The organism is Mesorhizobium sp. P2_D1 (assembly GCF_056404455.1).
This window is the reverse complement of record NZ_JBFUDZ010000004.1, coordinates 48004-73267: the sequence shown is the minus strand read 5'-3', so window position 1 is coordinate 73267 and position 25264 is coordinate 48004. Positions and strand designations below refer to the sequence as shown.

Below are 25264 nucleotides of genomic sequence, written 5' to 3'. Positions count from 1 at the left end.
TCATCGGGATGGAACAGGCTCTGGAATTGGACCGAAGATGAATTATGCCAACTTTCCTCTCGACAAGAGGATGCCATTGCCGAATTCGGACGCAGGAGACGGCGAAGACTTCATCGACATCGAGCGGCTGCTTGGCATGGCCGCACGGCAAGCCAAGGTGGTTGCCGTGTGCGCCGTCATCGGTCTCTTTCTGGGCCTGCTCTATCTGCAGACCACGCCGCCCCAATATCAGTCGGTCTCAAGCGTGCTGATCGACGAGGGCTTGAACAAGATCGTCGATGACATCTCGGCGGCGTCGACAACCATGCAGACCGATTCCGCCATCCTGAGCCAGATCGAGATCCTGACCTCGACGCGGCTTGCCGCCGTGGTCGTCGACAAGCTGAAGCTCGACCAGAACGATGCCTTTCTGAATCCGCCTGTATCGGCTCTGGCAAGGGGCGTCGGTCTGATCCGGGGCCTGATCCAGTATGTTCGCCCGAGCCCCGTCATGCCGGGCGTCGGTGACATCAGCAAGCTCGACCCCGCCGCCCGCGATGCGCTGATCGCCACGTCCCGTCGCGACTACGCGATCCTCAAGCTGCAGAACGAGGTGCGGGCGGAGCGCACGGGGCGAAGCTACGTCATCGCCCTTGGCTATCAGTCGACGGATCCGGCGCTCGCCCATGCGATCACCAAAGCCTATGCCGATGCCTATCTCGCCGATCAGCTCGATGCCAGCTTCGACGCCACCGAGCGGGCGGCGGTCTGGCTGCAGGGCCGGTTGACGGAATTGCGCGAGAGCTCGCAGGCGGCATCGCTCGCGGTCGAGAAATTCAGGGCCGAACATGGCCTGGCCGCCAACAGCGATGGCCAGTTGATGAGCGACAAGCAACTGTCCGATCTCAACGCCCAGCTCATCGTCGCGCAGGCTGACACCGCACGCGCCAGTGCCCGCTACCAGCAGTACAAGGCGATTGTCGAAAGCGGCTCCGACAACGCTTTCAAGGATGCCGCCATATCAAGCGACCAGCCGAGCAGCTCGGTCATCGCGGCGCTCAAGACCCGCTACCTCACAGTCTCCAAGCGGCTGCAGGACGTCGAGGCGAATTTCGGCGCCCAGCATCCGCAGGCGTTGGCGCTTGCCAAGGAGAAGGCCGACATATCGACGCAGATCTTCGGCGAACTGAAGCAGCTGACCGAAAGCTATCGCAACGAATATGAAGTGGCGCTGGCGCGCGAGACCGCGCTCAGGGCCAATGTCGCGGCCGCGCAAGGCAAGAGTTCCGTCGACAACCAGACGCAGGTCAAGCTGCGGGAACTCGATCAGCAGGCGACGGCGCTCACCACGCTCTATCAGACATTCCTCGGCCGCTACGAGGAAGCCGCGCAGCAGCAATCCTTCCCGGTCGGCAAGATCCGCATCATCTCCGACGCCTCGATGCCGCTCACCGCGTCAAGCCCACGCACGATCATCGTGATTGGACTTTCGCTGGTGCTTGGCACGCTGATGGGCGCCGGCTTCGGCGGCCTGAATGAATTCAACGAACGTTTCTTCAGGACCGGCGAGGAGGTGCGCGACCGTGTCGGGCTGAAATTCCTCGGCTATCTGCCGACGATCGGCGGCAAGCTGAGCAAGGAAGAAAAGCCGGGCGATACCCAGGTGGATGCCAACACCGCCAGATCGCTGTCGTCCGCCGAAAGGCGGGCGCGCATGCGGGTGAGCATCGATTCGCCTGCGTCGATGTTCTCCGAAACGCTGCGCAGCGCCAAGATCGCCTTCGACGTCGTGATGGAAGGGCAAGGCAGCCGCGTTATCGGCATCGTCTCGGTGCTTCCCGGCGAGGGTAAGTCGACGGTTGCGGCAAATCTCGCCGGATTGCTTGCCGCCAACGGCGCCAAGACGCTGCTCATCGACGGCGACCTGCGCAACCCCGGCCTCAGCCGTGGTCTCGGCATGGAAGCCGAGCAAGGTTTGATGGAAGCCGTGGTCAACGGCCAGGCGTGGCAGTCCGTTGGCAAGATCGACCGGCAGACGAAGCTGGCCATCATCCCGGCCGTGTCGCGCGGTCACTTCTCGCACACCAGCGAACTTCTCTCCTCGGCCGGGATGCGGCGCTTCATCGATAACGCCAAGGAGACCTTCGAATACATCGTCGTCGATCTGCCGCCGCTCGGACCGGTGGTCGATGCCAAGGCATTCGCGCCGCTGGTCGACGGGTTTGTGCTCGTCACCGAATGGGGGCGCACGCCCCGCGCGATGGTGAGGTCGATGCTGGAATCCGAACCCTATGTTGCCAACAAGATCATCGGGGCGGTGCTGAACAAGGTCGATCTGAAGAAGCTGGCCAAATACGGATCATTCGGCGGCTCCGAGAAATTCTTCGACAAATACTCGACCTACTATCTGGAAAAGTCGGAAGTGCGCAGCAAGGCAAAGGCAACGGTCTGACGGTGTTCGAGTAGACCCTTTCGAAAGCGCATTGCGTTGAAACAGGGCCGGTCGACGCGCCCTGAATCTTTGCTTTATGCATGCCCCGAACGCCGCGCGCTTTGGGTGATGCATTAGGAGCGGGTCAGCCTCCAGAAGCACATGGTCAACCTTCTTCGCGGTGGCAGTCGGCCGTCCGCTCTGGAAGGCCGCAGTGCCGAGCCGGGCCTCGGAGGCCTGCGGATGAACAGTCGCGACTACGCGGCCTTGAGCCGATAGCGGAAAACGGTGTGGTCGAGCAGCAGCCGGATGCGTGGTTCGGCCTCGGTCGCAACCAGCCAGCTTGCCGCGATCATCGTCGCGCCGACGATCACCATCGAGAAGAGATGCGGCAGTCCCGTACGGACCAGGACGCCGAGCAGGGCCGCGCCGACGACGTCATGCAGGAGGTAGAGCGGATAGGTCATCAGTCCGATCCGGCGCCAGCCGCTCCAGGAGAGGTCGAGCCGAAGCGACCACGCCATCAGTGCGACCCCACCGAGGAAGATGAGGATCGGCGGCGCGAACGGCATCTCATGCCCGACCTTCAGGATGTGAACGTCGACCGAACTGGCGATCTGCAGCACGCCGCCGCCCAGGAACAGGGCGCAGAAGGCAAGGCGAGCCGTCGTCACCGCCTTGAAGCGCATCAGCCACAACATGACGCCGGTCGCGAAGAAAACGCCGTGATGCACCAGCAAAAGGTCGAGCGTGCGTGTCTCGGCAAGGTCGGCCCAGCCGAGTGGGTAATAGAGGCACCAGAAAAGCGTGCTGACCAGCCCGATGGCGACGGCCACCATTTCCATCTGATGGAAGCGGCCAAGCCGCAGCAAGGTCCAGACGATGGCATAGAAGGCGATCTCGATGCCGAGCGTCCAGTAGACGCTGTCCACCCAGGGTGCGTAGGGAACGAACAGGCCGGTGCGAACCAGCCTGTCGACGGCATCGGTCGGCCAGATCAGGCCGACGATCAGAAGCACGACCGCGGTGACGGGTGCGCAGATCCAGACCGCAGGCGCCAGTCGTTTCACCCTTGCTTCGAAAAACCGCAGCGGCGTCGATCTCTCGGCGCTGAAGGCGATGACGAAGCCGCTGATGACGAAGAAGATCTGGACGCCGACCCAGCCGGATTCGACCCAGGCGCCTATCGCCGGCTGCGCTGGAATACCGCCTGTGGCGCGTGCCGAAACGCCGTCCGGAAACGCCCACACCCAGAAGCCGTAGTGATAGACCATGACCATGACGGCGGCGAGGAACCGCAGGATGTCGACGCCGCCAAATGTGATTTTCTTCTGCTGAGCCATACCGCCTCGCCGGATGGCCCCCCGATCAGGGGTGTAAGGTGGATTGCTGCATTGCACAACAAAAGATTGCGCGCCTCCCTCGCCGATTTTCCTAAACGCCGATCCCTCGCTCCTTCAGGGCGGCGGTGATTTCGTCGAGAATCAGCGGATCGTCGATGGTTGCCGGCATCGTCCATTCTTCCTTGTCGGCGATCTTCTGCATGGTGCCGCGCAGGATCTTGCCCGAACGTGTCTTGGGCAGCCGCTTGATCGTCACCACCGTCTTGAAGGCGGCGACTGGGCCGATGCGTTCGCGCACCAGGCCGACCACTTCGCTTTCGATGGCACCGGTTTCGCGTGAAACGCCTGCATTGAGCACCACGAAGCCAAGCGGCACCTGGCCCTTCATGGTATCGGCGATGCCGATGACGGCGCATTCGGCGACATCGGGATGGGCGGAAAGCACTTCCTCCATGGCTCCGGTCGACAACCGGTGGCCGGCGACATTGATGATGTCGTCTGTGCGCGCCATGACATAGAGATAGCCGTCCTCGTCGACCATGCCCGCATCCGCCGTCTTGTAGAAGCCGGGGAACTCGTCGAGATAGGCTTGGCGGAACCGCGCATCGGCATTCCATAGCGTCGGCAGGCAGCCGGCCGGCAGCGGCAGCTTGACCACCACATTGCCCAGCGTGCCGCGCGGCACTTCGTGACCGGCATCGTCAAGCACACGAATGTCGTAGCCCGGCATCGGCACGCCGGGCGAGCCATATTTCACCGGCAACAGGCCCAGGCCGGCGGGATTGATCGTCATCGGCGAGCCAGTTTCGGTCTGCCACCAATGGTCGACCACCGGCACGTTGAGCTTCTGCTCCGCCCATTTGATGGTTTCGGGGTCGGCGCGCTCGCCGGCAAGGAACAGCGTGCGGAATTTCGACAGGTCGTATTTCGGAATGAATTCGCCCTTCGGATCCTGTCCCTTGATGGCCCGAAACGCGGTCGGCGCGGTGAACAGCGCGACGACGCCATGCTCTGATATCACCCGCCAATAGGTGCCGGCATCGGGCGTGCCGATCGGCTTGCCTTCGAACAGCACGCTGGTGCAGCCATGCAGCAGCGGCCCATAGACGATGTAGGAATGGCCGACCACCCAGCCGACGTCGGAGGCTGCCCAGAATACCTCGCCCGGCTTGACGCCGAACTCGTTTTCCATCGTCCATTTCAGCGCGACCATGTGGCCGCCATTGTCGCGCACGATGCCCTTGGGCTGGCCGGTCGTGCCCGATGTGTAGATGATGTAGAGCGGGTCGGTCGCAAGCACCGGAACGCAGTCGACATTGGCGCCGGCTGCCCGTTCGCGGGCGACGGCATCGGCATAATCGATGTCGAAATGCTCCTTCAAATCGCAGCGCAGCTGGTCGCGCTGCAGGATCAGGCAGCCGTCTGGCTTGTGGCGGGAAATCTCGATCGCTCTGTCGAGCAATGGCTTGTAGGCAACGACGCGGCCCGGCTCCAGCCCGCAGGAGGCCGAGATGATCAGCTTCGGCTTGGCGTCGTCGATGCGGGTGGCAAGCTCATGCGAGGCAAAGCCGCCGAAGACGACCGAATGCACGGCGCCAATGCGGGCGCAGGCCAGCATGGCGAAGGCGGCCTCCGGCACCATCGGCATGTAGATGATGACGCGGTCGCCCTTGCCGATGCCGCGGTTCTTCAGCACCGAGGTCAACGCGACCACCTCGCGCTTCAGCTCGGCATAGGTGAACCTCTTGATCGTTCCGGTGATGGCGCTGTCATGGATCAGCGCGATCTGCTCGGCGCGTCCGCCCGCGACGTGGCGGTCGACGGCGTTGTAGCAGGTATTGCAGGTCGCACCGGTAAACCAGCGGCCGCAGACGCCAGCATCGGCATCGAAAACCGTGTCATAGGGCGAATACCAGTCGATGGCATCGGCCGCCTCCGCCCAGAACTTTTCCGGATCGCGTTTCCAGCCGTCATAGACCTCGTGATAGCGTGAAGTCATCCGACACCTCCCCAGGAATGTTTTTCTTCCCACCAGATAGCGCGCTCTAACCTTGGCCGCAAATGTGCGCCATTGTGCGGCCGGCATCGATCTGGCGCTTGGGGGCAAGCTGCGATGAAATTGCGATATCGGATTGGAGCGGCCGTGCTGGCGGCGCTGTCATTGACGGCCGCGTCCGCCGCCTGGGCTGGCGATGCCTCGGCACGGCGCATTATCGGCTTTTCGCCCGACGGCAACTATTTCGCCTTCGAGCAATATGGAACGCTCGACGCCGGCGCTTCGAACTCCGGCTATTCGCAGATCGACATCATAGACACCCGTACCGACGCCTTCGTCGGCGGCAAGCCGATCCTCGTCGTCGACGAGTCCGAGGAGGCGACGCTGACCCTCGAACAGGCAAGGGCACAAGCCGCCGCCAAGGCGGCGCCCATCCTTGCCAAATATGCCATCGCATCGCGCGGCGAGCAGACGGCTTCCGACAAGTTCACCTTTCCCGATGAGATGGTTGCCTACAACGACATTTCCCGCCTCGAGCAGGTGTCGCAGAAATGGCTTTCGCCGCTCTATGACCAACTCGACATTTCGACCATCCAGCTCGACCAGATCCTGGCCGGCAGCACCACCGACTGTTCAGCGAGTTTCGACGCCACGCAGCAAGGCGACATATCGGGCAAAGCGCTCGGCTTCCGGCTGACGCTGCAAGGGCAGGCCGGCAAGCCGTTCAAGGTCTTGCACGAGGACAAGACCGTGCCGGGGTCGAGGAATTGCCCGACCTCCTACAGCCTGTCGGAATCCTACGAATTCACCCCGGCCGGCAAACCCGCCGTCATTGTGGTGCTGGTGCAGCGCTTCAGCCAGGGCTTCGAGGGCCGCGACCGCCGCTTCATTGCGGTGACCGGCCAACCGCGCTGACAAAGTCGATTGCCCTAGATCGGCAAAGCCACAAGCATGAGGCCGATGCCACCGAAGATCAAAATGGCTGTCGCCAGGGCTTTTCTGTGACGTTCGAAGCTCGTCGGAGCCCGCTCCCAATTGTAACGCATACGCTATCTCCCGAAGGCCCGAGGAGTCTTTACCTTACTTAGGGGAAGAAAAGCAACGGTCTGGCGCGGACGGCCCGTGTGCCCCCGCATCGCGAAGAAGACTATTTCTGGGACGATACCCTGCTGGAAGCCGGCGGCGGGCGCGTTCCAGTCGCCGGCTGGCAGGAAGTCTACATGCCCCAGCGCAGYGCCGCCGTATGCACCGGCGCATCCCAGAACGCGGTCGTTTCCGCGTCGAGCATGGTCAACGTGATCGAGCAGCCGGCCATGTCCAGGGAGGTGACATAGGAGCCGACCAGAGAACGGGTCACCGTCACGCCATGCTTCTCGAAAATCCGCCGCGCGCTATTGTACATCAGATAGAGCTCCATCAGCGGAGTGCCGCCAAAACCGTTGACGAACAGCAGCGCCGGGCCCTTGGCTCCGTCGCCGAGATCGCCAAGGATCGCGGCACAAATTTCCTCGGCAATGGCATCGGCGCTTTTCAATGTGTCGCGTCGCCGTCCGGGCTCGCCGTGGATGCCGACGCCGAACTCCATCTCGCCGTCGCCGATGTCGAAAGTCGGCTTGCCGGCGGCCGGCACGGTGCAACTGGTCAGCGCCACGCCCATCGAGCGGGTAGCAGCGTTGACGCGTTCGCCCAACGCCTTCAGCGGCGCCAGCGCCAGGCCATGCTCGGCCGCCGCGCCGACGATCTTTTCGACCACCAGCGTGCCGGCGACGCCGCGCCGGCCGGTCGTGTAGGACGAATTCTCGACGGCGACATCGTCATTGGTGACGATTTGCACGACGCCTTCCGACATTTCAGCCGCCATCTCGAAGTTCATCACATCGCCCTCATAATTCTTGACGATGAACAGGCAGCCGGCGCCGGTGTCGACGGCCTCCGCCGCCGCCAGCATCTGGTCCGGCGTCGGCGAGGTGAACACCTGGCCGGGGCAGGCGGCGTCGAGCATGCCGTGACCGACAAAGCCGCCATGCAGCGGCTCGTGGCCGGAGCCGCCGCCGGAGATCAGCGCTACTTTGCCAGGCCGCAAGGTCTTGCGGCGGACGAATTTATGTTCCTCGCCAAGCACCAGGATGTCGGCATGGGCGGCAACGAAGCCGTCGAGGCTTTCGGTCAGCACTGTGTCCAGCGAATTCATAAATTTCTTCACGGCCGTCTCCTCCCGAAATGGGCCTTGTTGAACCGCTCTGACGGATCAGCCACCCTTGCCGGTGATGCTGGTGATCTTCTGGATAAAATTATTCACTGCCCGATCGAGCGCTGCGTTCTGCTTGTCGTCGCCGAAATCGGGCACGATGAGTGAAACATGCCGTGTCTTGCGCATGCCTGCCGCGACAGACATTTTTCCCGGATGCGCCTGATGGTAGGCGGCAAGAAACTGATCGCGCTCGGCGGGGCTGAAATGGCAGACGGAAAAGATCGAAGGCAAATGCTTTGACGGTATCGGGATCGAATAGGCCGGGCTGGAAATCTGTGTGACGAAGCTGCGGTGCTTGCCAAGCGCATCGGCAAGCCGCTGGCGCATGCCGGACGGTCGCTGGTCGATGACATGCGACAGGATCGTCTTATAAGCGCGGATTGCCTCTTCGGAACCGGCTTCAGGCATTTTGTCGATCATGCCGGCTGCGCCTCGATCGTAACATCCGCGATCGCCGCCTTGGCCATGGCGAGTTGCGCCGGAGCGACGGACAGATCGCGCAGGCCGGCCTCGAGCAGCGACGGGATCGCGGCCGGGTCACCGCCGGCGTCGCCGCACAGGCTGACCGGGATTTCCTCGCGCAGGCCAAACGCGGTCACCGCAGCGATCAGCCGCAGCACGGCTGGATGGCGGACCGAATTGAGGTGCGCCACCAGAGCGTTGTCGCGGGCAGCCGCCATGACATATTGGGTCAGGTCGTTGGAGCCGATCGAGAAGAAGGCGGCCTCGGCAAAGGCCTCGGGCACGATCGCCACCGAAGGCACCTCGACCATGATGCCGAGCGGCGGCATCTGTTGCGCGATGCCGCGCGCGGCAAGCGCTGCCTGCTCTTCGGCGAACATCGCTGCTGCCTGTCTGTATTCCTCCACAATGGCGATCATCGGGAACATCACTTTCAGACTGCCATGGACGGCGGCGCGCAGCAGTGCCCGGATTTGTACACGAAACACTTCCGGCCGCGCCAGCGACAGCCTGATGCCGCGCAGGCCGAGAAACGGATTGCCTTCCTCGACGGTGAAGCCGGGCACTGGCTTGTCGCCGCCGGCATCGACGGTGCGGATCGTCACCGGCTTGTCGCCGGCCCATTCCAGCACCTTGCGATAGGCGCGATACTGCGTTTCCTCATCGGGCAACGTCTTGCCGAACAGGAATTCGGTGCGCATCAGGCCGACACCGTCGCAGGTGGCGATGTCGATGCCGTCGACGTCGGACGGGTCGGCGATGTTGACCTGCACCCGCACCGCTATGCCGGTCCTGGTCACCGCCGGCCGCGCCAGAAAAATCCCGGCCCGGTCGCGGCGCGCAGAGAACAACGACGACGATTGGCGAAAGGCGTCGATCTCGGCCTTGGAAGGCGACAGCACGATGCCGCCATGTTCGGCATCGAGCAGCGCGATGCCGGCAAGATTGGCGGGCGCGTTGCCAAGATCCATCGCCCCAAGCCCCACAACCATGGGTACGCCGCGCGAGCGCGCCAGCATGGCGACATGGCTCGCCGTGCTGCCCGCCTTCAGCGCGATGCCGCCACCGCCACTCCAGTCGGTTTCGAGAAAACGCGTCGGCGCGATGTCCTCGCCGTAGAGGATGGCGCCGGATGGTGCTTGCACCCCACCATCCTCGGTCAGCGCGCGCAGCACCTGGTCCTTGATGTCGCGTATGTCGGCCGCACGGGCGCGGAAATACTCTTGATCCGAGGTCTCGTAGCCAGCGATTTCCACATCCAGCGCCTGTCGCCATGCCGCATCGGCGGGGTGTCCAGAGGCAATCGCAGCAAAGGCCGGGCCGCTCAACGCGTCGTCCTCCAGCATGGCGATCTGAAATTCGAGGATGTCGGCGGCATCACCGTCAGCGATTTTGATCAATCCGGCGAGACGGCCCGTCGCGACATCGATTGCGGTCTCGAGCGCGGCCTTCTCGTCGGCGGCATTTTCCTTGCAGGCGTAGGCAATGGCAATCTGGTCGAGGTCAAACAGCGGTCCCTCGGCATAACCGGCCGAGGCCGAAATGCCTTGCAGCCTAAGCGGTTCGGACATGGTCCGCGCCTTCGTCGAAATCGCGCCGCACCAGTTCGACCAGCGCGTCGACCGCATCATTGGCGCCGTCGCCGCTGGCGCGAATGTGTAGCACCGTGCCCTTCGGCGCCTTGGTGGCCATCACCTTGACGATGCTCTTGGCGTCGAACCATGGCCCGTTGGCGGCCAGTGCTATTTCCACCTCGGCGGCGAAGGTCTTGGCGAGCTTGGTGAACTTCACCGAAGGACGCGCATGCAGACCCACCTCGTGGGTGATCAGGACGGTCGCTTCGGCGGATGCGGACATGTCTTTTAAAGTTCCCGTTCGTTCACGACGGCGACAATTCGTGCGCCGTCGCCACCACTTCGCGCAGCGAGGCGCCGCCGGACGCCTCGGTCGCCGCCATCACCGCGCCTTCGACGATCGGCGCGTTACAGACGATGATCTTCTGCGCACGCGGCTCGCCGATCATCTCCACCGCCATTTCGCTGTTGGTCTCGGCGCCGCCGAGATCGACCAGGATGGCGACGCCGGCTTCCGACCAGGCCCTGTCGATGGCGCTCATGATCGCCTCGACATTGGTGCCGAGCCCGCCATGGCCGTTTCCGCCGCACCATGCAAGCGGCACTTCGTCGCCCACCATCTGCCGCACCATGTCGGCCGTGCCCTCGGCTACGAGCGGCGAATGCGAAACGATGACGATGCCGACATTGCTCATGCGCTTTCCCCGACGGTTGCCGCCACTGTTCGCACCAGAAGCGCGGTCGAACGCGCGCCGGCATCCATATGGCCGATCGAGCGATCGCCAAGGAACGAGGCGCGGCCACGCAGGGCCTTCATCGGCACGGTCGCTTCGGCGGCCGCGTCGGCGCTATCGGCGATCTCCGCCGCCGTCTTTCCCTGAAGCAGCGCCTCATGCACAGGCTGCAGCACGTCGAGCATCGTCTTCTGCCCGACCTGCGATTTGCCCCGCGCCGCCACGGCTTCGATGGCCTTGCCGAAAGCCAGGGTCAGATTGGCGCGATCGGGCGCGGCGGAAATCTCCTTGCCGAGCGCCATGAACAAGGTGCCGAACAGCGGACCCGAAGCGCCGCCGACCGTCATCACCAGCTTGCTGCCGATCGCCTTGAGTGCCTCGGGCAGCGGCTTGGCGGCAAACGCCTCGGCCTCGCTGCGTACCGCCTCGAAGCCGCGCTTCATGTTCAGCCCGTGGTCGCCGTCGCCGATCGCCTGGTCCAGCGCTGTCAACTCCTCGGCGTGAGCGGCAATCGTATCTGCGGCCGCCACGATCAGCCTGGAAAGGTTCAACGCCGCCATGTCAGCCAAATTCCTGGTTCCTACCCTGCCGGCAGTAGCGAAAGAATTTTCATTCGACAACTGAAGCATGCGTCAGGCCGCTGCAAGCAGCGCGGCTGCGGCCGCAAAGGCCTCGGCCACCGCATGGGCGCCGGGGTCGGCCACGCCCTGCAGCTTGCTGCCGACATAGGCGGACCGCCCGGCTTTCGCCCGGTCCATGGCGGACGTGGCCTCGGCACCGCGTCGAGCCGCTGTTGCCGCTTCCTCCAGGCCGACGGCGTCGAGCGCTTTCAGGGCAGGCTCGAGGGCATCGATCATGGTGCGGTCGCCGACTTCTGCGCCGCCATAGAAAGTCATCCGTTCGAGACCGGCAAGCAGCGCCTTGGCCACGTTGGCGCCGCCGTCCAGGGCCTGCGCCGCCGCGGTGAAGAAGATCGACAGCAGCACCCCGCTGGAGCCGCCCATGGACGCGCTCAGAATGTCGCCCACAGCGCCAAGGGTGGCCGCGGGATCGGCAAGTGGCAGCGTATCAAGCCGCTCGAGCACGCTGCGCGCGCCTGTCGCCACCGTCGAACCGGTGTCGCCGTCTCCCGCCTTGGCGTCCAGCCCGTTCAAAGTGCCTTCGAGCGCGATCAGCCTTTCACAGATGGCGGCGACAAGCCGTCGGGTGCGAGCATCCTGGCTGGGTTTGCGCGCCGCGCCTTCAGCAGCTGGTTTCGCGATGGGCACGACAGAGGGCGATACAACAGGCTTTGCCGGCATCCAGGCGTGCGGAGCAACCGGCGCCAGCAGGGCTTTCTCGCGCACGGCGTCGAGCCGGATCAGCGACAGCGAGAAGCCGTTCATGTTGAGCGCCGTCATCAGCGGTCCTGGGCCGATCGTGAGCTTGATGGTCTTGGCCACCGGCGAAGCAAGCACCGCATTGGCGACAAGCGACATTTCGAGCGGCGGCACGGAGCCGAGATTGTTGATCAGCAAGGCATGGCTGGCCGCAGGATCGAGCCGTGCCGCAAGCCGCTCCGCCATGATCGCGACCAGCCTGTCGGCGCTTTGCACGGCAATCCGCTCGACGCCCGGCTCGCCATGAATGCCGAGGCCGAGCTCGCCATCGTTTTCGCCAAATCTGTCTTCGTGCGGCTGGCCAGGGATCGAGCAGGACGACAGCGACATGCCGAGCGACACGATGTCCTTCGCTGCGGCTCGCGCGGCCGCCGCGATATCAGCCAGATCGTGGCCGGCTTCCGACAGATGGCCTGATATCTTGTGCACGAACAAGGTGCCGGCAACGCCGCGCGGCTGGGCGATGTCGGGGAGCGCGATATCGTCGGCGACGATCACCATCTCGACGCGAAAACCTTCGGCGCGCGCCTTCTCGGCTGCCAGGCCGAAATTGAGGCGGTCGCCGGTGTAGTTCTTGACGATCAGCAGGCAGCCGGCCGGGCCGGTGACCGCGCGAATGGCCGCCAGCACCGCCTCGACGCTTGGCGAGGCAAAGATCTCGCCCGAGACAGCGGCCGTCAGCATGCCCTTGCCGACGAAGCCGGCATGTGACGGCTCGTGCCCGGCGCCGCCGCCTGAGACGACGCTGACGTTGGTCTTGTCCCAGTCGGCGCGCAGGACGACCTTGACCTCGGGATAGCCGTCGAGCCGCGCGAGGTCGCCTGCGCCAATGGTCCGCAAGAGGCCGTCCAGCGCCTCGGTGACGATCGTTTCCCTGCGATTGAAAAAGTGCTTCATCGAATTCGTCCAGTCACTTGTCTGCAGTCATCAATCAGAAGCCGGTGTTGACCCCTTGGCAGGGAAACACCGAAAACCGTTCATATCAGCCTTTGTCCGTCGGCACCAAAATAGAGCGGCGACCGGTAGCGGATCACCACCCTGTCGCCTTGCCCCAGATCCGTTTCGGGATCGGTCAGCGTCACCAGCTTCCTGGCCCCCACCGTCACATGCAGGTGGTTCTGGTCGCCAAGATGCTCGACCCAGTCGACGACGCCGTCGGCATGGCCATTCGCGGCCTTCTCGATCGACAGATGTTCGGTGCGTGCACCGATCGTCTTGGTGCCGGCCGGTGCGCCGCCATCGGGCAGCAGCCCGGTTGGCAATAGATTGATCGCCGGCTGGCCGAGCCTGGCCGCGACATGCAGGTTTGCCGGCTCCGAATAGATCGTACGGGGCGAGCCGATCTGCACCAGCACGCCATCGGCAAGGATGCCGATGCGGTCGGCCATCGTCATCGCCTCGATCTGGTCATGCGTGACATAGAGCATGGTGGCGCCGAGTTCGGCCTGGATGCGTTTCAGTTCGAGCCTGAGATCCGCCCGCAACTTGGCATCGAGCGACGACAGCGGCTCGTCCATCAGATAGATGGAAGTCTTGCGCACCAGCGCACGGCCGATGGCGACGCGCTGCATTTCGCCGCCCGACAGCTTGGTCGAGCGATTGGCGAGCTTGTGGTGGATGCGCACCATTTTCGCCACTTCCTCGACCCGGCGGCGAATCTGCTCTTTCGGCATCCTTCGTGCCGGCGAGCGCAGCGGGAAGGCAAGGTTGTCGAACACCGACAAATGCGGATAGAGCGAGTATTGCTGGAACACGAAGGCGGTGTCGCGCTCGGCCGGCGACAGCGTCGTGGCATTGTGGCCGCCGATTTCGATCGTGCCGGCATCCGGCCGCTCCAGCCCGGCGATCAGCCGCAGCGTCGTCGTCTTGCCGGCGCCGGTCGGCCCGAGCAGCACGACGAACTCACCATCGGCGATGGTGAGGTCGAGACCGTTGACGGCGACATGGTCGCCAAAACTCTTGCTCACATTCTTGATGTGCACGTCAGCCATGCTGTGCCCTCCGCTCCGAGGCGGCATCGTGGATCGCGGTTCTCACCGCGCGGCCCGATCCTTTCTCGAACAGTGACAGCCGCGCGCTGCTCAGCGTCAGGCCGACATGGTCGCCGGTCGAGAGCCGGATTTCGGCTGGCACGCGGGCCTTGATGATGCCGTCCGCCGTCTCCACCGCGACGATCTGCGTGGTGCCGAGATATTCGGTGCCATAGATGGCGCCACGCAGCTTGGAGTTGTCGTCGAAGCGGATATGTTCCGGACGGATGCCCAGCGCCATGTCGGCCGGGGCGATATCCTCGCGCACTTCCGGCACCGCGACCTTCGCGCCCTGGACGATGATTTCCTTCACGCCCTTTGCCAGTCCACCGCCGAAGCCCAGGAAATTCATCGGCGGCGAGCCGATGAAATCGGCGACGAACATGGTCGCCGGCCGGTCGTAGATCTCGCGCGGCGTGCCGAACTGTTCGATGACGCCATGGTTCATCACCGCGATCTTGTCGGCCATCGACATCGCTTCCATCTGGTCGTGCGTGACATAGACGGTGGTGGCGTGGATGCGGTTGTGCAGTTCGCGCAACTCATGGACCATCAAATCGCGGAACTCGGTATCGAGGGTCCCGAGCGGCTCGTCCATCAGGAAGCACTTTGGCCGCCGCACGATGGCGCGGCCGAGCGCCACCCGCTGGCGGTCGCCACCGGCGAGGCCTGAGACGGATTTGTTGAGCAGATGGTCGATGCGCAGAAGCTTGGCCGTCTCTTCGACGCGCTGGCGAATCTCGGCTGACGGCATGCCTTGCGCCAGCAGCGGGAAGCCGATGTTCTTGCGCACGTTCATGTGCGGGTAGAGCGCGAACAGCTGGAAGACGAAGGCGATGTCGCGCTCGCGCGCCCGCAGCATGGTGACGTCGTCTCCGCCAAGCAGGATCTGCCCGCCTGTCGGCAGTTCGAGCCCGGCGATCATGCGCAGCGTCGTCGTCTTGCCGCAGCCCGACGGTCCGAGCATGACGAAGAACTCGCCATCCTCGACGACGAAGTTGGAATCCTGCACGGCGACGAAATCGCCGAAGGCCTTTCTCAGGTGCTGAACGCGAATTTCGGCCATGGCTATTCCGGGAACTTCGAGACGATGATGAACATCACGGTGCCGGCGAGCATGGTGATGAAGGAATAGGTGTAGAGCGACAGCGCGAAGGGCTGGAACAGCATCAGGAAGCCGAGGGCGATCAGCACCGTGGCGATGTTTTCCATCAGCCCGCGCCTGGCCCAGACCGGCCAGCGCGATTTGCGTTTCTGAGGGCTGGTCAAGCTCATTTGCGCACCGCGCCGAAGGTGATGCCGCGCAGCAATTGCTTGCGAAGCAGGATGGTGAAGACGAGGATCGGCACCAGGAAGATGGTCGTGCCGGCCGCCACCGCCGGCCAGTCCTGGCCGCCTTCGCCGATGATGGTCGGGATGAAGGGCGGCGCGGTCTGCGCCGTGCCCGAGGTCAAAAGGGCAGCGAAGGCATATTCGTTCCAGGCGAAGATCAGGCAGAAGATGGCGGTGGCGGCAATGCCGGTGGTCGCTTGCGGCAGCACGGTGCGCCAGAAGGCCTGCAGCCGCGTATAGCCGTCGATCATCGCCGCCTCCTCATATTCGCGCGGGATCTCGTCGATGAAGCCTTTCAAGAGCCACACCGCCAGTGAAACATTGACCGCTGTATAGAGCAGGATCATGCCGAGCGCGGTGTCGGACAGGCCAAGCTCGCGGTACATCAGGTAGATGGGAATCGCGACGGCGATTGGCGGCATCATGCGCGTCGACAGGATGAAGAATAGGAGGTCGTCGGCGAGCGGCACCTTGAAGCGCGAGAAACCATAGGCCGACAGCGTGCCAAGGAAGACGGCGCAGAAGGTCGAGCCAAAGGCGATGATCAGCGAATTGACGAAGCGCGGCAGGAAGTTGGACGGGCCGGCGATCACCATGTTGCGCTTGCGCGTGGTCTCGTCGCAGAAGCCCGTCGCCGGACCCAGCGAGTTGATGTATTCCGGCGTCTGCCGGGTGCGCGTCGTGAACAGGTTGCAGTAGCCCTCAAGGCTCGGCTGGAACAGCAGTTTCGGCGGATAGGCAATCGAGTCCGGCGGCGTCTTGAAGCTGGTGGCGAAGATCCACAGCAGCGGCACGATCGAGATCAGCGCGTAGGCGATGATGATCGCGCCGGCGATGCGCTTCGAATTTGCCGAAGGTGCGACGACCGAGTGGGCAGTGGTCAGGCTCATCTCTGCTTCACCTTGTTGAGCGCCTTGACGTAGATGTTGGCGAGACCGAACACCGCGACGAACAGGATGATGGCGAAGGCCGAGGAATAGCCCGTCCGCCAGCTCTCGAAAGCCTGGCGTTTCAGCGTGATCGAGGCGACCTCGGTGGTCGAGCCCGGCCCGCCGCCGGTGAGCAGATTGACCATGTCGAACATCTTGAAGTTCTCGATGCCGCGAAACAGCACCGCCAGCATGATGAAAGGCAACGCCATCGGCAGTGTGATCGACCAGAACTGCCGCCAGTTGGAGGCGCGGTCGACCTCGGCCGCCTCATAGATGTATTCGGGGATCGAGCGCAGCCCGGCGAGGCAGATCAGCATCACGTAGGGCGTCCACATCCAGGTGTCGACGATGATGATCGACCATGGCGCCAGCGACACGTTGGAGAGCATCTGGATGTTTGTTGGCGGGATGCCGGTGACGAAGGAAATGGCATAGGCGAACAGGCCGATCTGCGGCTCGTAGAGGAAGCGCCAGAAATTGCCGACCACCGCCGGCGACAGCATCATCGGAACCAGGATGAGGGTCGTCCAGAACGCGTGGCCACGGAACTTTCTGTCGATCAGCCACGCCAGCGTGAAGCCGATGAGCGTCTGCAGCAGGATGGTCCAGAACACGAAATGCGCCGTCGTCTGCATGGCGATCCAGATATCCTTATCGGCGAGGATGCGCTGGTAGTTGGCAAAGCCGAGATTCTTCACCACCTCGTTCGGGCGGTTGGCCCGAAAATTGGTGAACGACAGATAGATCGCCCAGAACAGCGGGAAGATGTTGATGGCGAGCAGCAACAGGATCGTCGGCGAGATGAACAGCCAGGCGAGGCCCTTGTCGCTGATGCCCCGGACCTTGCGGGCCAACGGCTCCGGGGTCGCCCGGGCAACGTTCTCCGCGGTCCGATTGAGCATGGTCAGTCCTGCTTCGGTCACTTGGGTCGTCTCTGTCATGGAATTTATCTGAACTGCGTCCCGTGCCAAGGTGGCACGGGACGCCTGGGCCTAGCTCGGGAGGAGCCTGTTACATCTTGCCGTCGTCCTGGAAGACCTGCGTCCAGTCCTTGACCAGGCCGTCGAGGGCATCCTTGGCCGAACCCTGGCCGGCAACGACATAGTCATGGAAGCGCTTCTGCGACGCCTGCAGCAGCGGCGCATAGCTGGGCTCGGCCCAGAAGTCCTTCACGATCGCCATCGAGTCGAGGAAGGTCTGCGCATAGGGCTGGCTGGCCGGGAACTTCGGGTCCTTGACCACCGCATTGAGGCAGGAATAGCCACCGAGCGACCACCATTTGGCCTGCACATCCTTGTTGGCGAACCACTTGATGTATTTCAGCGCCGATTCCTGCTTGTCGGAATAGGACACCACGGAGATGCCCTGGCCGCCGAGCTGGGCGAACTGATCGCCGTCAGGCCCCTTGGGGTTGACGAAGTAACCGATCTTGTCGCCGCCGACATTCTCGTCCTTCTGCAGGCCCGGCCATGTGAAGGCGAAGTTCATGTGCATCGCCACCTGGCCGGATTTGAAGGCATCGACGCCTTCGCCCATGTAGCTGTTCGAGGCGCCCGGAGGGGTGCAGCAATCATAGAGCGCCTTGTAGAACTCCAGCCCCTTTACCGACTTGTCGGAATTGACGAAGCCTTCCATTTCGTAGGGCTTCTTCGGGTTCTCGTACTGGAAGCCGTAGCTGTAAAGCACGTCCATGGCGCCCATGGTGATGCCTTCCGAGCCGCGCTCGGTGTAGATCGAGGCGCCATAGACGGTCTTGCCGTCGACCTGCCGCTTCTGGAAGAACTCGGCAATCTGCTTCAGCTGGTCGAAGGTGGTCGGCGGGCCGAGATCCCAGCCATACTTCTCCTTGAATTCCTTCTGCAGCTCCGGCTTGGAGAACCAGTCCTTGCGATAGGTCCAGCCGACGACGTCGCCCATGGCCGGCAGCGCCCAGTAGTTCGGCGTGTTCTTCGGCCATTCCGAATAGCCGACGACGGTTGCCGGCACGAAGTCGTCCATGCTGATCTTCTCCTTGTCGAAGAAGTCGTTCAGCTTGACGTAGTGGCCGTTCTCGGCGGCGCCGCCGATCCACTGGCTGTCGCCGATGATCAGGTCGCACAGCTTGCCGTGCGAGTTCAGCTCGTTCAGGAAACGGTCGGCATAGTTGGTCCACGGCACGAATTCGAATTTCATGCCGATGCCGGTTTCCTTGGTAAAATCCTTGGACAGTTCGACAAGTGCGTTCGCCGGGTCCCAGGCGGCCCAGCACAGCGTCAGGTCTTCAGCGTGCGCGACATTCGAGACGGCTGTCGACGCTGTAATCGCCGAGGCCAGTCCCAACGCCAGTTTCAAGCTCGATTTCATGCCTTCCTCCCATTTGCGAAACGCGTCCGGATGACGGTTTCAAGAGCTCCAAACCCCTCTCCTCAGGGGCCCAAACATGGCGGCGCGGCAGCGCTGCAGATGTTTAGTAATTTGTTTAGTGATGCAATTTTTACTAAACAACGCAAGCGAATTCGTTGCTGCGCCGCAGCATGGTCGCGGCGATGCCTGAAAACGTTGGGAAAAGCATGGATCGCGGGTCCGATTGTGGAAGTCGCGCAGGCCGGGCCCGGCCAGACTCGAAGGTCGTCTCGGCTCTCAGTCGACCCGTTTGGTGCTCACCATGACCGGCCGGATCGCCGGTGCCGGTGGCAGCAGCGCCCGGATGTCGGCGAAGGGAAACACAGGCTCGAAGCGGAAGGCCTCGGCCAATGAACCCAGCGCGCCGTTGCACTGGCCTGAACGAAAAAGGTTCTGCGTTCGGGCGCCGTCGACGAAGCGCTCCGGATCCTGCGACTGATGCATGCGGATCGCCTTAGCCTTGACGTCGGCATGCGCGGAAATATCGATATAATGCGTCGGCGAAAAACCGGTGCCGCCGAGCGTGTCGGCATGCAGCACCGGCACCGCGAACGAAGCCGCGATGCGCACGCCGTCCGACAGCGCGCGGTGGTCGCCATGATAGTCGTTCGGCGCATGGGTGATCGCCAGGTCCGGGCCGACCTCGCCGATCAGCGCTTTCAGCGCCGCGATCAGCACCGCATCGGCCACCAGCGCGCCGTCCGGGAAGTCGAGAAAACGTGGCGTGACCCCAAGCAGGCCTGCCGCTCGGCTCGCCTCCTTGCGCCGCGCCCGGGCAAGCGCGCCGGGATCGCCCTTGCCGCCCTTGGCCCCATCGGTGGCTATGGCAAAAGTGAGTTCTGCGCCTTGCGCGGCATAGGCGGCCATCGTACCGAACATGAAGATCTCGATGTCGTCCGGATGCGCACCGAGCGCCAATATCTTCAAGCCACTCTCTCCCCGGAAATCAAAAAAAGTGACGAACGGAATCCTGCTCGCCCTGATCGCCTATGCAAGCTATTCGGGCAGCGATGCCGTTGTCAAAAGCCTCGGCGGACAGTTCACGGTATTCGAGATCGGATTTTTCACGACGCTGTTTGCCGGCTTCTTTCTTTTCTTCACGCGGCCGGCGGGCGAGCGCTGGCGTGACTTCTGGCGCACCAGGCGGCCCTGGGCGGTGCAGGCGCGCGCCTGGGCGGGCATCGCGTCCGGCGTGCTCAGCGTCTACGCTTTCACCACCATCCCGCTGGCGGAAGTCTATGCGCTGGTCTTTCTTGCGCCGCTCTGCGTCACCATCCTGTCCACCGTCATCCTCAAGGAGAAGGTCGGTCCATGGCGCTGGCTGGCGGTGGTCGCCGGTTTTGCCGGTGTCATGCTGGTGGTGCGACCAGGGTTTCGCGAGCTCAATCTCGGCCATCTTGCCGCCTTCGGCGTTGCCTTCCTCGCCGCCGCCAGCGTCATCCTGATGCGCTCGCTGGCACAGCAGGAAAAGCGCACGACCATGTTGGGTGTGCTGATCGGCTACGGCCTGTTGTTCAACGGCGTTGGGGCCGCCGCCACCTCATTCACCGTTCCGGACGGCAAGCAGCTGGTGTGGCTGGTGATGGCGGGTGCCTTCACCGCTTGCGGGCAGCTGCTGCAGCTGCTGGCTGTCAAATATGCGCCCGCCAACCGGATCGCGCCGACGCATTATTCGCAGATCGTCTGGGCGGTCATCCTCGGTGCGTTGTTCTTCCAGGAATACCCCGACTGGCTGTCGCTGGTAGGCCTCGCTGTCGTCGGCGGGTCCGGCCTGCTGACCATGGTGCGCGAGGAAGCGCGGCTCGGCACGGTGCGCTGGAACCCGTTTTCGCGCACCCGGCTTTGAACCTGTCCCGGTTGCACGGCGACCGCGACCGCTGATATGCGGACGCGATGACGACAAAACCCTTGCCGGAGCTTCCCGTATCCGCCGTGCTGCCGGCGCTGAGTGAAGCGCTGGCCGAACGCAACAGCGCCGTGCTGGTGGCGCCGCCCGGCGCCGGCAAGACGACGCTGGTGCCGCTGGCGCTGCTCGGTGCGCCTTGGCTGGGGGCCGGCAAGATCGTCCTGCTCGAACCGCGCCGGCTTGCCGCCCGCGCCGCCGCCCGCCGCATGGCCGAATTGCTCGGCGAGGAACCCGGCGCCACCGTCGGCTACGCCATGCGCATGGAGAACCGCACCTCGGCCAAGACCAGGATACTGGTCGTCACCGAAGGCGTGCTGGCGCGCATGATCCTCGATGACCCCGAATTGCCCGGCGTCTCGGCTGTGATCTTCGACGAATTCCACGAGCGCTCGCTCGATGGCGATTTCGGCCTTGCGCTGGCGCTCGATGTGCAAGGCGCGCTACGGCCGGATCTGCGGGTGCTGGTGATGTCGGCGACGCTCGACGGCGCCCGCGTCGCGAAGCTGCTGTCCGACGCATCGGTGATCGAGAGCGAGGGCCGCGCCTTCCCAGTCGACATCCGCTACGACGAGCGTCCGGCCGGCGTTGCCATCGAGGACGCCATGGCCAGGGCGATCCGTGTGGCGCTTGCCGACGAAAGCGGCAGCGTGCTCGCCTTCCTCCCCGGCCAACGCGAGATCGAGCGCACCGCCGAGCGGCTTGCCGGCAAGGTTGGCGCCGACACCGATATCGTGCCGCTCTACGGCATGCTCGACGGCAAGGCGCAGGACGCTGCGATCAAGCCGGCGCCTGCCGGCCGCCGCAAGGTGGTGCTGGCCACCTCTATCGCCGAAACCTCCATCACCATCGACGGCGTGCGCGTCGTCATCGATTCCGGCCTGTCGCGGCTGCCACGCTACGAGCCGGCCAGCGGCCTCACCCGGCTGGAAACCGTGCGCGTCAGCAAGGCGTCCGCCGACCAGCGCGCCGGCCGTGCCGGGCGCACGCAGCCAGGCGTCGCCATGCGGCTGTGGCGGGCCGAGCAGACCGCGGCGCTCCCCGCCTTCACGCCACCGGAAATCCTCGAGGCCGACCTTTCCAGCCTGTTGCTCGACTGCGCCGCCTTCGGTGTCGCTGATCCCATCAGCCTCGCCTTCCTCGATCCGCCGCCCGCTCCGACGCTCAACGAGGCAAGGCTGCTGCTGCGCGCGCTGGATGCCGTCGACGAGGCCGGCCGCCTGACGGAGGCGGGCATGGCGATGCGCAAGCTCGCTCTGCCGGTGCGGTTGGCGCATATGGTCGCCGAGGCCGCCAGGAGCGGCCATGCCGACGAGGCGGCCATGCTTGCCGTGCTGCTGACGGAACGCGGGCTTGGCGGCGACGGCGCCGACCTGGAGCGACGGCTGATGCGCTTTCGCTCTGAGCGATCGCCGCGCGCAACGGCGGCGCGCCAGCTTGCCGAACGGCTGGCGAGACAGGCCAGCGGGGCGAAGAGCGGCGGGACTGTTTCCGCCGGCACGCTTCTGATCCACGCCTGGCCCGACCGCGTCGCCAAGGCGCGCGGCGAGCGCGGCCGTTTCGTGCTGGCCAACGGTTCCGGCGCCATGCTCGACGCTGCCGACCCGCTGGCCGGCGAGCCATTTCTGGTCGTCGCCGACCTGCAGGGCAAGGCGCAGAATGCGCGCATCACGGCGGCGGCGGCAATCGGCGAGGACGATGTCCGCACAGCACTTGCCGACAGGATCGAAACGCGCAGGCAAACCAGCTTCGACCGTGACAAGCGCGCCGTGCGTGTGCGCGAGACCGTGCGCCTTGGCGCCATCACCCTTTCCGAGCGTATGCTGCCGCCGCCAACCGGCGCTGACGCCGATCGCGCCATCCTTGACGCCTTGCGCGAGCATGGGCTGTCGCTGCTGACCTGGGGCAAGGAGGCGCAAACGCTGCGCCAGCGGCTCTCCTGGCTGCATCGCGGCCTCGGAGCGCCGTGGCCCGATATGTCGGATACCCCCCTCATCGAGCGCCTCGACGACTGGCTGCTGCCGTTCCTGTCCGGCGCGGCATCCTTTGCCGCCATCGATCCGGGCGTCGTCGCGGCGGGGCTGGCCACTCTCGTGCCGCATGACTTGCAGCGCAGGATCGAAGCGCTGGCGCCAACCCATTTCGACGCCCCGTCGGGCAGCCATGTACCGATCCGCTATGACGGCGAATGGCCGGTGCTGGCTGTGCGCGTGCAGGAGCTGTTCGGCCTCGACCGCCATCCTTCCATCGCCGGCGGCACCGTGCCGCTGACACTCGAGCTCTTGTCGCCGGCGCACCGGCCGATCCAGACGACGCGCGACCTGCCCGGCTTCTGGCGCGGCTCCTGGGCCGATGTGCGCGCCGACATGCGCGGCCGCTATCCCAAGCATGTCTGGCCGGAAAATCCGCTGCTCGCGGCCGCTACCGCCCGCGCCAAACCGAGAGGTACCTAGCGTTCACCGTCCCGCGGCTGTAATCCATCACCATGATCAACGTTTTGCGTTCGCCCGATTTCCAGCAGAGCCAGAGACTGCGCCTCAACACGCTGATCAGGCTGCGCTGGCTTGCCATCGTCGGTCAGAGCGTGACGGTGCTCGTCGTCGCCTATGGCCTGAAGTTTCCGCTGCCGGTCAGCCTTTGCTTCGCCCTGATCGCCTGTTCGGCCTGGATGAACCTGTTTCTCGCCTTTCGCTTTCCGGCGGCGCACCGGCTCACCCCGCTCGCGGCCTTCGGCATCCTCATCTTCGACAGCCTGCAGCTTGCCGGCCTGCTCTACATGACCGGTGGCCTTACCAACCCGTTCTCGCTGCTGATGACCGTGCCCGTCGTCATTTCGGCCACCTCGCTGCCCCTGCGCCTGACCGCAATCCTCGGCGGACTGGTGATGACGGCGGCGACCTTGCTGGTCTTCGTCCATCTGCCGCTGCCCTGGCATGAAGGCGCGCCGTTGGAGATGCCCTTCATCTACGTCGCCGGCATCTGGATGGCGGTGCTGTCCTCGATCGCCTTCACCGCCATATATGCTTTCCGGGTGGCTGCCGAAGCGCGGCTTCTGGCCAATGCGCTTGCCGCCACCGAACTGGTGCTGCAGCGCGAGCAGCACCTGTCGGCGCTGGACGGGCTGGCTGCGGCCGCCGCGCACGAGCTTGGCACGCCGCTCGCCACCATCACGCTTGTCGTCAAGGAGATGGAAAAGGCGCTCGGCAACGATCCCAAATACGGCGAGGACGTCAAGCTGCTGCGCTCGCAGAGCGAGCGATGCCGCGAGATCCTCAAGCGCCTGACCAGCCTTTCGTCCGAGGGCGAGGCGCATCTTTCCCGGTTGCCGCTGACCTCGCTGGTCGAGGAGGTCACCGCCCCGCATCGCGACTTCGGCATCTCGATCAAGCTTCGGCCTGGCGAGCGCATCGGCCCCGAACCGGTCGGGCGCCGCAATCCGGGCGTCATCTACGGCCTTGGCAACCTGGTCGAGAACGCCGTCGATTTCGCCCGCAAGAGCGTCACCGTGAGCTGGAGCTGGGACGACACCACTGTGGCCTTCTCGATCATCGATGACGGGCCGGGCTTTCCGGCCGAGATCATCGACCGTATAGGCGAGCCCTATATGTCGACGCGCCAGGGCACGGAAGCCGGCGGTGGCCTGGGGCTGGGCCTGTTCATCGCCAAGACGCTGCTCGAACGCTCCGGTGCAACGCTTGATTTCCGCAATTCGAGCGGCCTGGGCGAGGGCGCCGTGGTACAGATATCGTGGCCGCGTGGCGTGTTCCTCAATCCGGAAATCACCTCGGCCAGCATGTTCGACACCGCCTGAGAGCCTTGCAAGGGTTCGAAAAATTGGACAATCAGGCTCAGGAACTATATCTGCGTGGAATTAAGGCAGCAGGAATTTTGAGACCATGACAGGCGACGAAAACATTGGCGCAATGGTGGAAGGCGAGGACACCTCGCTGCTCATCGTCGATGACGACAAGCCGTTCCTCACGCGCCTGGCCCGCGCCATGGAAACCAGGGGCTTCGTGGTCGAGACGGCCGAGAGCGTCGAGGAGGCGGTCGGCAAGGCGCGCGCCAACCCGCCCGCCTATGCCGTAGTCGACATGCGGCTCGGCGACGGCAACGGTCTCGACGTGGTTGCCGCCATCCGCGAGAAGCGCGACGATTCCCGCACCATCATCCTGACCGGCTACGGCAACATCGCCACCGCGGTGACAGCGGTGAAGCTCGGCGCCGTCGATTATCTCTCCAAGCCGGCCGATGCCGACGACATCTTCGCCGCGCTCACCCGCACGGCGGGGGAGCGGGCAGCGCCTCCGGAAAACCCGATGTCGGCCGATCGCGTCCGCTGGGAGCATATCCAGCGCGTCTATGAGATGTGCGAGCGCAACGTCTCCGAGACCGCGCGCCGGCTCAACATGCATCGCCGCACCTTGCAGCGGATCCTGGCCAAGCGCGCGCCGCGTTAAGATTCCCGCAATACGCGGGGCAAATGGCTTCGGATCAATGACGGTTTCCAACTCGTGGCCGAGGCCGCCAATTGTC

The 25264-nt window shown here is 64.3% G+C and carries 22 protein-coding genes; 6 read left to right on the top strand and 16 right to left on the bottom strand.

From position 1 onward, the window contains the following. Positions 1 to 37: 37 nt before the first annotated feature. Positions 38 to 2431: a polysaccharide biosynthesis tyrosine autokinase gene (locus AC1D0I_RS05650; protein WP_477393600.1), complete on the top strand. Its 2394-nt coding sequence runs from the start codon at positions 38 to 40 to the stop codon at positions 2429 to 2431. A gap of 236 nt (positions 2432 to 2667) precedes the next feature. On the opposite strand, the gene AC1D0I_RS05645 is transcribed toward AC1D0I_RS05650, so the two are convergent. Together AC1D0I_RS05645 and AC1D0I_RS05640 are read right to left on the bottom strand one after the other, a co-directional pair. Next, positions 2668 to 3753 carry an acyltransferase family protein gene (locus AC1D0I_RS05645; RefSeq protein WP_477393598.1) on the bottom strand — a complete coding sequence of 362 codons (1086 nt, stop codon included), beginning with the start codon at positions 3751 to 3753 and terminating at the stop codon, positions 2668 to 2670. Between the two features lie 91 nt (positions 3754 to 3844). Then, entirely contained in the window at positions 3845 to 5752 is a 1908-nt protein-coding gene (locus AC1D0I_RS05640; protein WP_477393596.1) for a propionyl-CoA synthetase, read from the bottom strand. A 114-nt stretch (positions 5753 to 5866) separates the two neighbouring features. Here AC1D0I_RS05640 and AC1D0I_RS05635 point away from each other — a divergent pair, with 114 nt between their 5' ends. Continuing rightward, a complete protein-coding gene (locus AC1D0I_RS05635; RefSeq protein ID WP_477393594.1) occupies positions 5867 to 6664 on the top strand; it encodes a DUF2259 domain-containing protein in 798 nt (265 codons plus the stop codon). A gap of 301 nt (positions 6665 to 6965) precedes the next feature. Here AC1D0I_RS05635 and dhaK read toward each other — a convergent pair whose 3' ends face one another. The 14 genes from dhaK to AC1D0I_RS05565 form a co-directional block, all read right to left on the bottom strand. Then, on the bottom strand, positions 6966 to 7952 hold the full coding sequence (dhaK, locus tag AC1D0I_RS05630; RefSeq protein ID WP_477393592.1) for a dihydroxyacetone kinase subunit DhaK: 987 nt from the start codon (positions 7950 to 7952) through the stop codon (positions 6966 to 6968). Positions 7953 to 7997: 45 nt separating this feature from the next. After that, entirely contained in the window at positions 7998 to 8420 is a 423-nt protein-coding gene (locus AC1D0I_RS05625) for a hypothetical protein (protein ID WP_477393590.1), read from the bottom strand. Beyond that, complete coding sequence (gene ptsP / locus AC1D0I_RS05620; RefSeq protein ID WP_477393588.1) at positions 8417 to 10033, bottom strand: phosphoenolpyruvate--protein phosphotransferase; 1617 nt, start codon at positions 10031 to 10033, stop codon at positions 8417 to 8419. Before ptsP ends, AC1D0I_RS05625 begins: the two co-directional genes overlap by 4 nt. Then, on the bottom strand, positions 10017 to 10319 hold the full coding sequence (locus tag AC1D0I_RS05615; protein WP_184873274.1) for an HPr family phosphocarrier protein: 303 nt from the start codon (positions 10317 to 10319) through the stop codon (positions 10017 to 10019). The genes ptsP and AC1D0I_RS05615 overlap by 17 nt, the downstream gene beginning before the upstream one ends. A 22-nt stretch (positions 10320 to 10341) precedes the next feature. Beyond that, positions 10342 to 10731, bottom strand: coding sequence for a dihydroxyacetone kinase phosphoryl donor subunit DhaM (dhaM, locus tag AC1D0I_RS05610; RefSeq protein ID WP_184873275.1), 390 nt, complete (start codon positions 10729 to 10731; stop codon positions 10342 to 10344). Further along, on the bottom strand, positions 10728 to 11330 hold the full coding sequence (gene dhaL / locus AC1D0I_RS05605; protein ID WP_477393587.1) for a dihydroxyacetone kinase subunit DhaL: 603 nt from the start codon (positions 11328 to 11330) through the stop codon (positions 10728 to 10730). The genes dhaM and dhaL overlap by 4 nt, the downstream gene beginning before the upstream one ends. Before the next feature lie 72 nt (positions 11331 to 11402). Further along, entirely contained in the window at positions 11403 to 13046 is a 1644-nt protein-coding gene (locus AC1D0I_RS05600; RefSeq protein ID WP_477393585.1) for a dihydroxyacetone kinase subunit DhaK, read from the bottom strand. 80 nt (positions 13047 to 13126) lie between these two features. Further along, positions 13127 to 14140, bottom strand: a complete 1014-nt coding sequence (locus AC1D0I_RS05595) for an ABC transporter ATP-binding protein (protein WP_477393583.1) — start codon at positions 14138 to 14140, stop codon at positions 13127 to 13129. After that, positions 14133 to 15245, bottom strand: a complete 1113-nt coding sequence (locus tag AC1D0I_RS05590) for an ABC transporter ATP-binding protein (protein ID WP_457150033.1) — start codon at positions 15243 to 15245, stop codon at positions 14133 to 14135. The genes AC1D0I_RS05595 and AC1D0I_RS05590 overlap by 8 nt, the downstream gene beginning before the upstream one ends. Positions 15246 to 15247: 2 nt before the next feature. Beyond that, the gene (locus AC1D0I_RS05585) at positions 15248 to 15454 is read right to left on the bottom strand and encodes a hypothetical protein (protein ID WP_457150034.1); all 207 of its coding nucleotides are present in this window, start codon (positions 15452 to 15454) and stop codon (positions 15248 to 15250) included. After that, on the bottom strand, positions 15451 to 16401 hold the full coding sequence (locus tag AC1D0I_RS05580; protein WP_095082780.1) for a carbohydrate ABC transporter permease: 951 nt from the start codon (positions 16399 to 16401) through the stop codon (positions 15451 to 15453). The genes AC1D0I_RS05585 and AC1D0I_RS05580 overlap by 4 nt, the downstream gene beginning before the upstream one ends. Then, a complete protein-coding gene (locus AC1D0I_RS05575; RefSeq protein WP_184873362.1) occupies positions 16398 to 17345 on the bottom strand; it encodes a carbohydrate ABC transporter permease in 948 nt (315 codons plus the stop codon). Before AC1D0I_RS05575 ends, AC1D0I_RS05580 begins: the two co-directional genes overlap by 4 nt. A 109-nt stretch (positions 17346 to 17454) precedes the next feature. Then, the gene (locus AC1D0I_RS05570; protein ID WP_477393582.1) at positions 17455 to 18786 is read right to left on the bottom strand and encodes an ABC transporter substrate-binding protein; all 1332 of its coding nucleotides are present in this window, start codon (positions 18784 to 18786) and stop codon (positions 17455 to 17457) included. A gap of 276 nt (positions 18787 to 19062) precedes the next feature. After that, positions 19063 to 19752 (bottom strand): PIG-L deacetylase family protein, encoded by a 690-nt coding sequence (locus AC1D0I_RS05565; RefSeq protein ID WP_477393580.1) that lies wholly within the window; start codon positions 19750 to 19752, stop codon positions 19063 to 19065. A gap of 28 nt (positions 19753 to 19780) precedes the next feature. Between AC1D0I_RS05565 and AC1D0I_RS05560 the strand changes: the two genes are divergently transcribed. The 4 genes from AC1D0I_RS05560 to AC1D0I_RS05545 all read left to right on the top strand — a co-directional run bounded on the left by AC1D0I_RS05560 (position 19781) and on the right by AC1D0I_RS05545 (position 25188). Next, positions 19781 to 20671 carry a DMT family transporter gene (locus AC1D0I_RS05560; RefSeq protein WP_477393579.1) on the top strand — a complete coding sequence of 297 codons (891 nt, stop codon included), beginning with the start codon at positions 19781 to 19783 and terminating at the stop codon, positions 20669 to 20671. Between the two features lie 47 nt (positions 20672 to 20718). Next, on the top strand, positions 20719 to 23181 hold the full coding sequence (gene hrpB / locus AC1D0I_RS05555; RefSeq protein WP_477393577.1) for an ATP-dependent helicase HrpB: 2463 nt from the start codon (positions 20719 to 20721) through the stop codon (positions 23179 to 23181). A gap of 32 nt (positions 23182 to 23213) precedes the next feature. Beyond that, positions 23214 to 24539 (top strand): ActS/PrrB/RegB family redox-sensitive histidine kinase, encoded by a 1326-nt coding sequence (locus AC1D0I_RS05550; RefSeq protein ID WP_457150039.1) that lies wholly within the window; start codon positions 23214 to 23216, stop codon positions 24537 to 24539. 85 nt (positions 24540 to 24624) lie between these two features. Then, the gene (locus tag AC1D0I_RS05545) at positions 24625 to 25188 is read left to right on the top strand and encodes an ActR/PrrA/RegA family redox response regulator transcription factor (RefSeq protein WP_095082767.1); all 564 of its coding nucleotides are present in this window, start codon (positions 24625 to 24627) and stop codon (positions 25186 to 25188) included. The last annotated feature ends 76 nt before the right edge of the window (positions 25189 to 25264 follow it).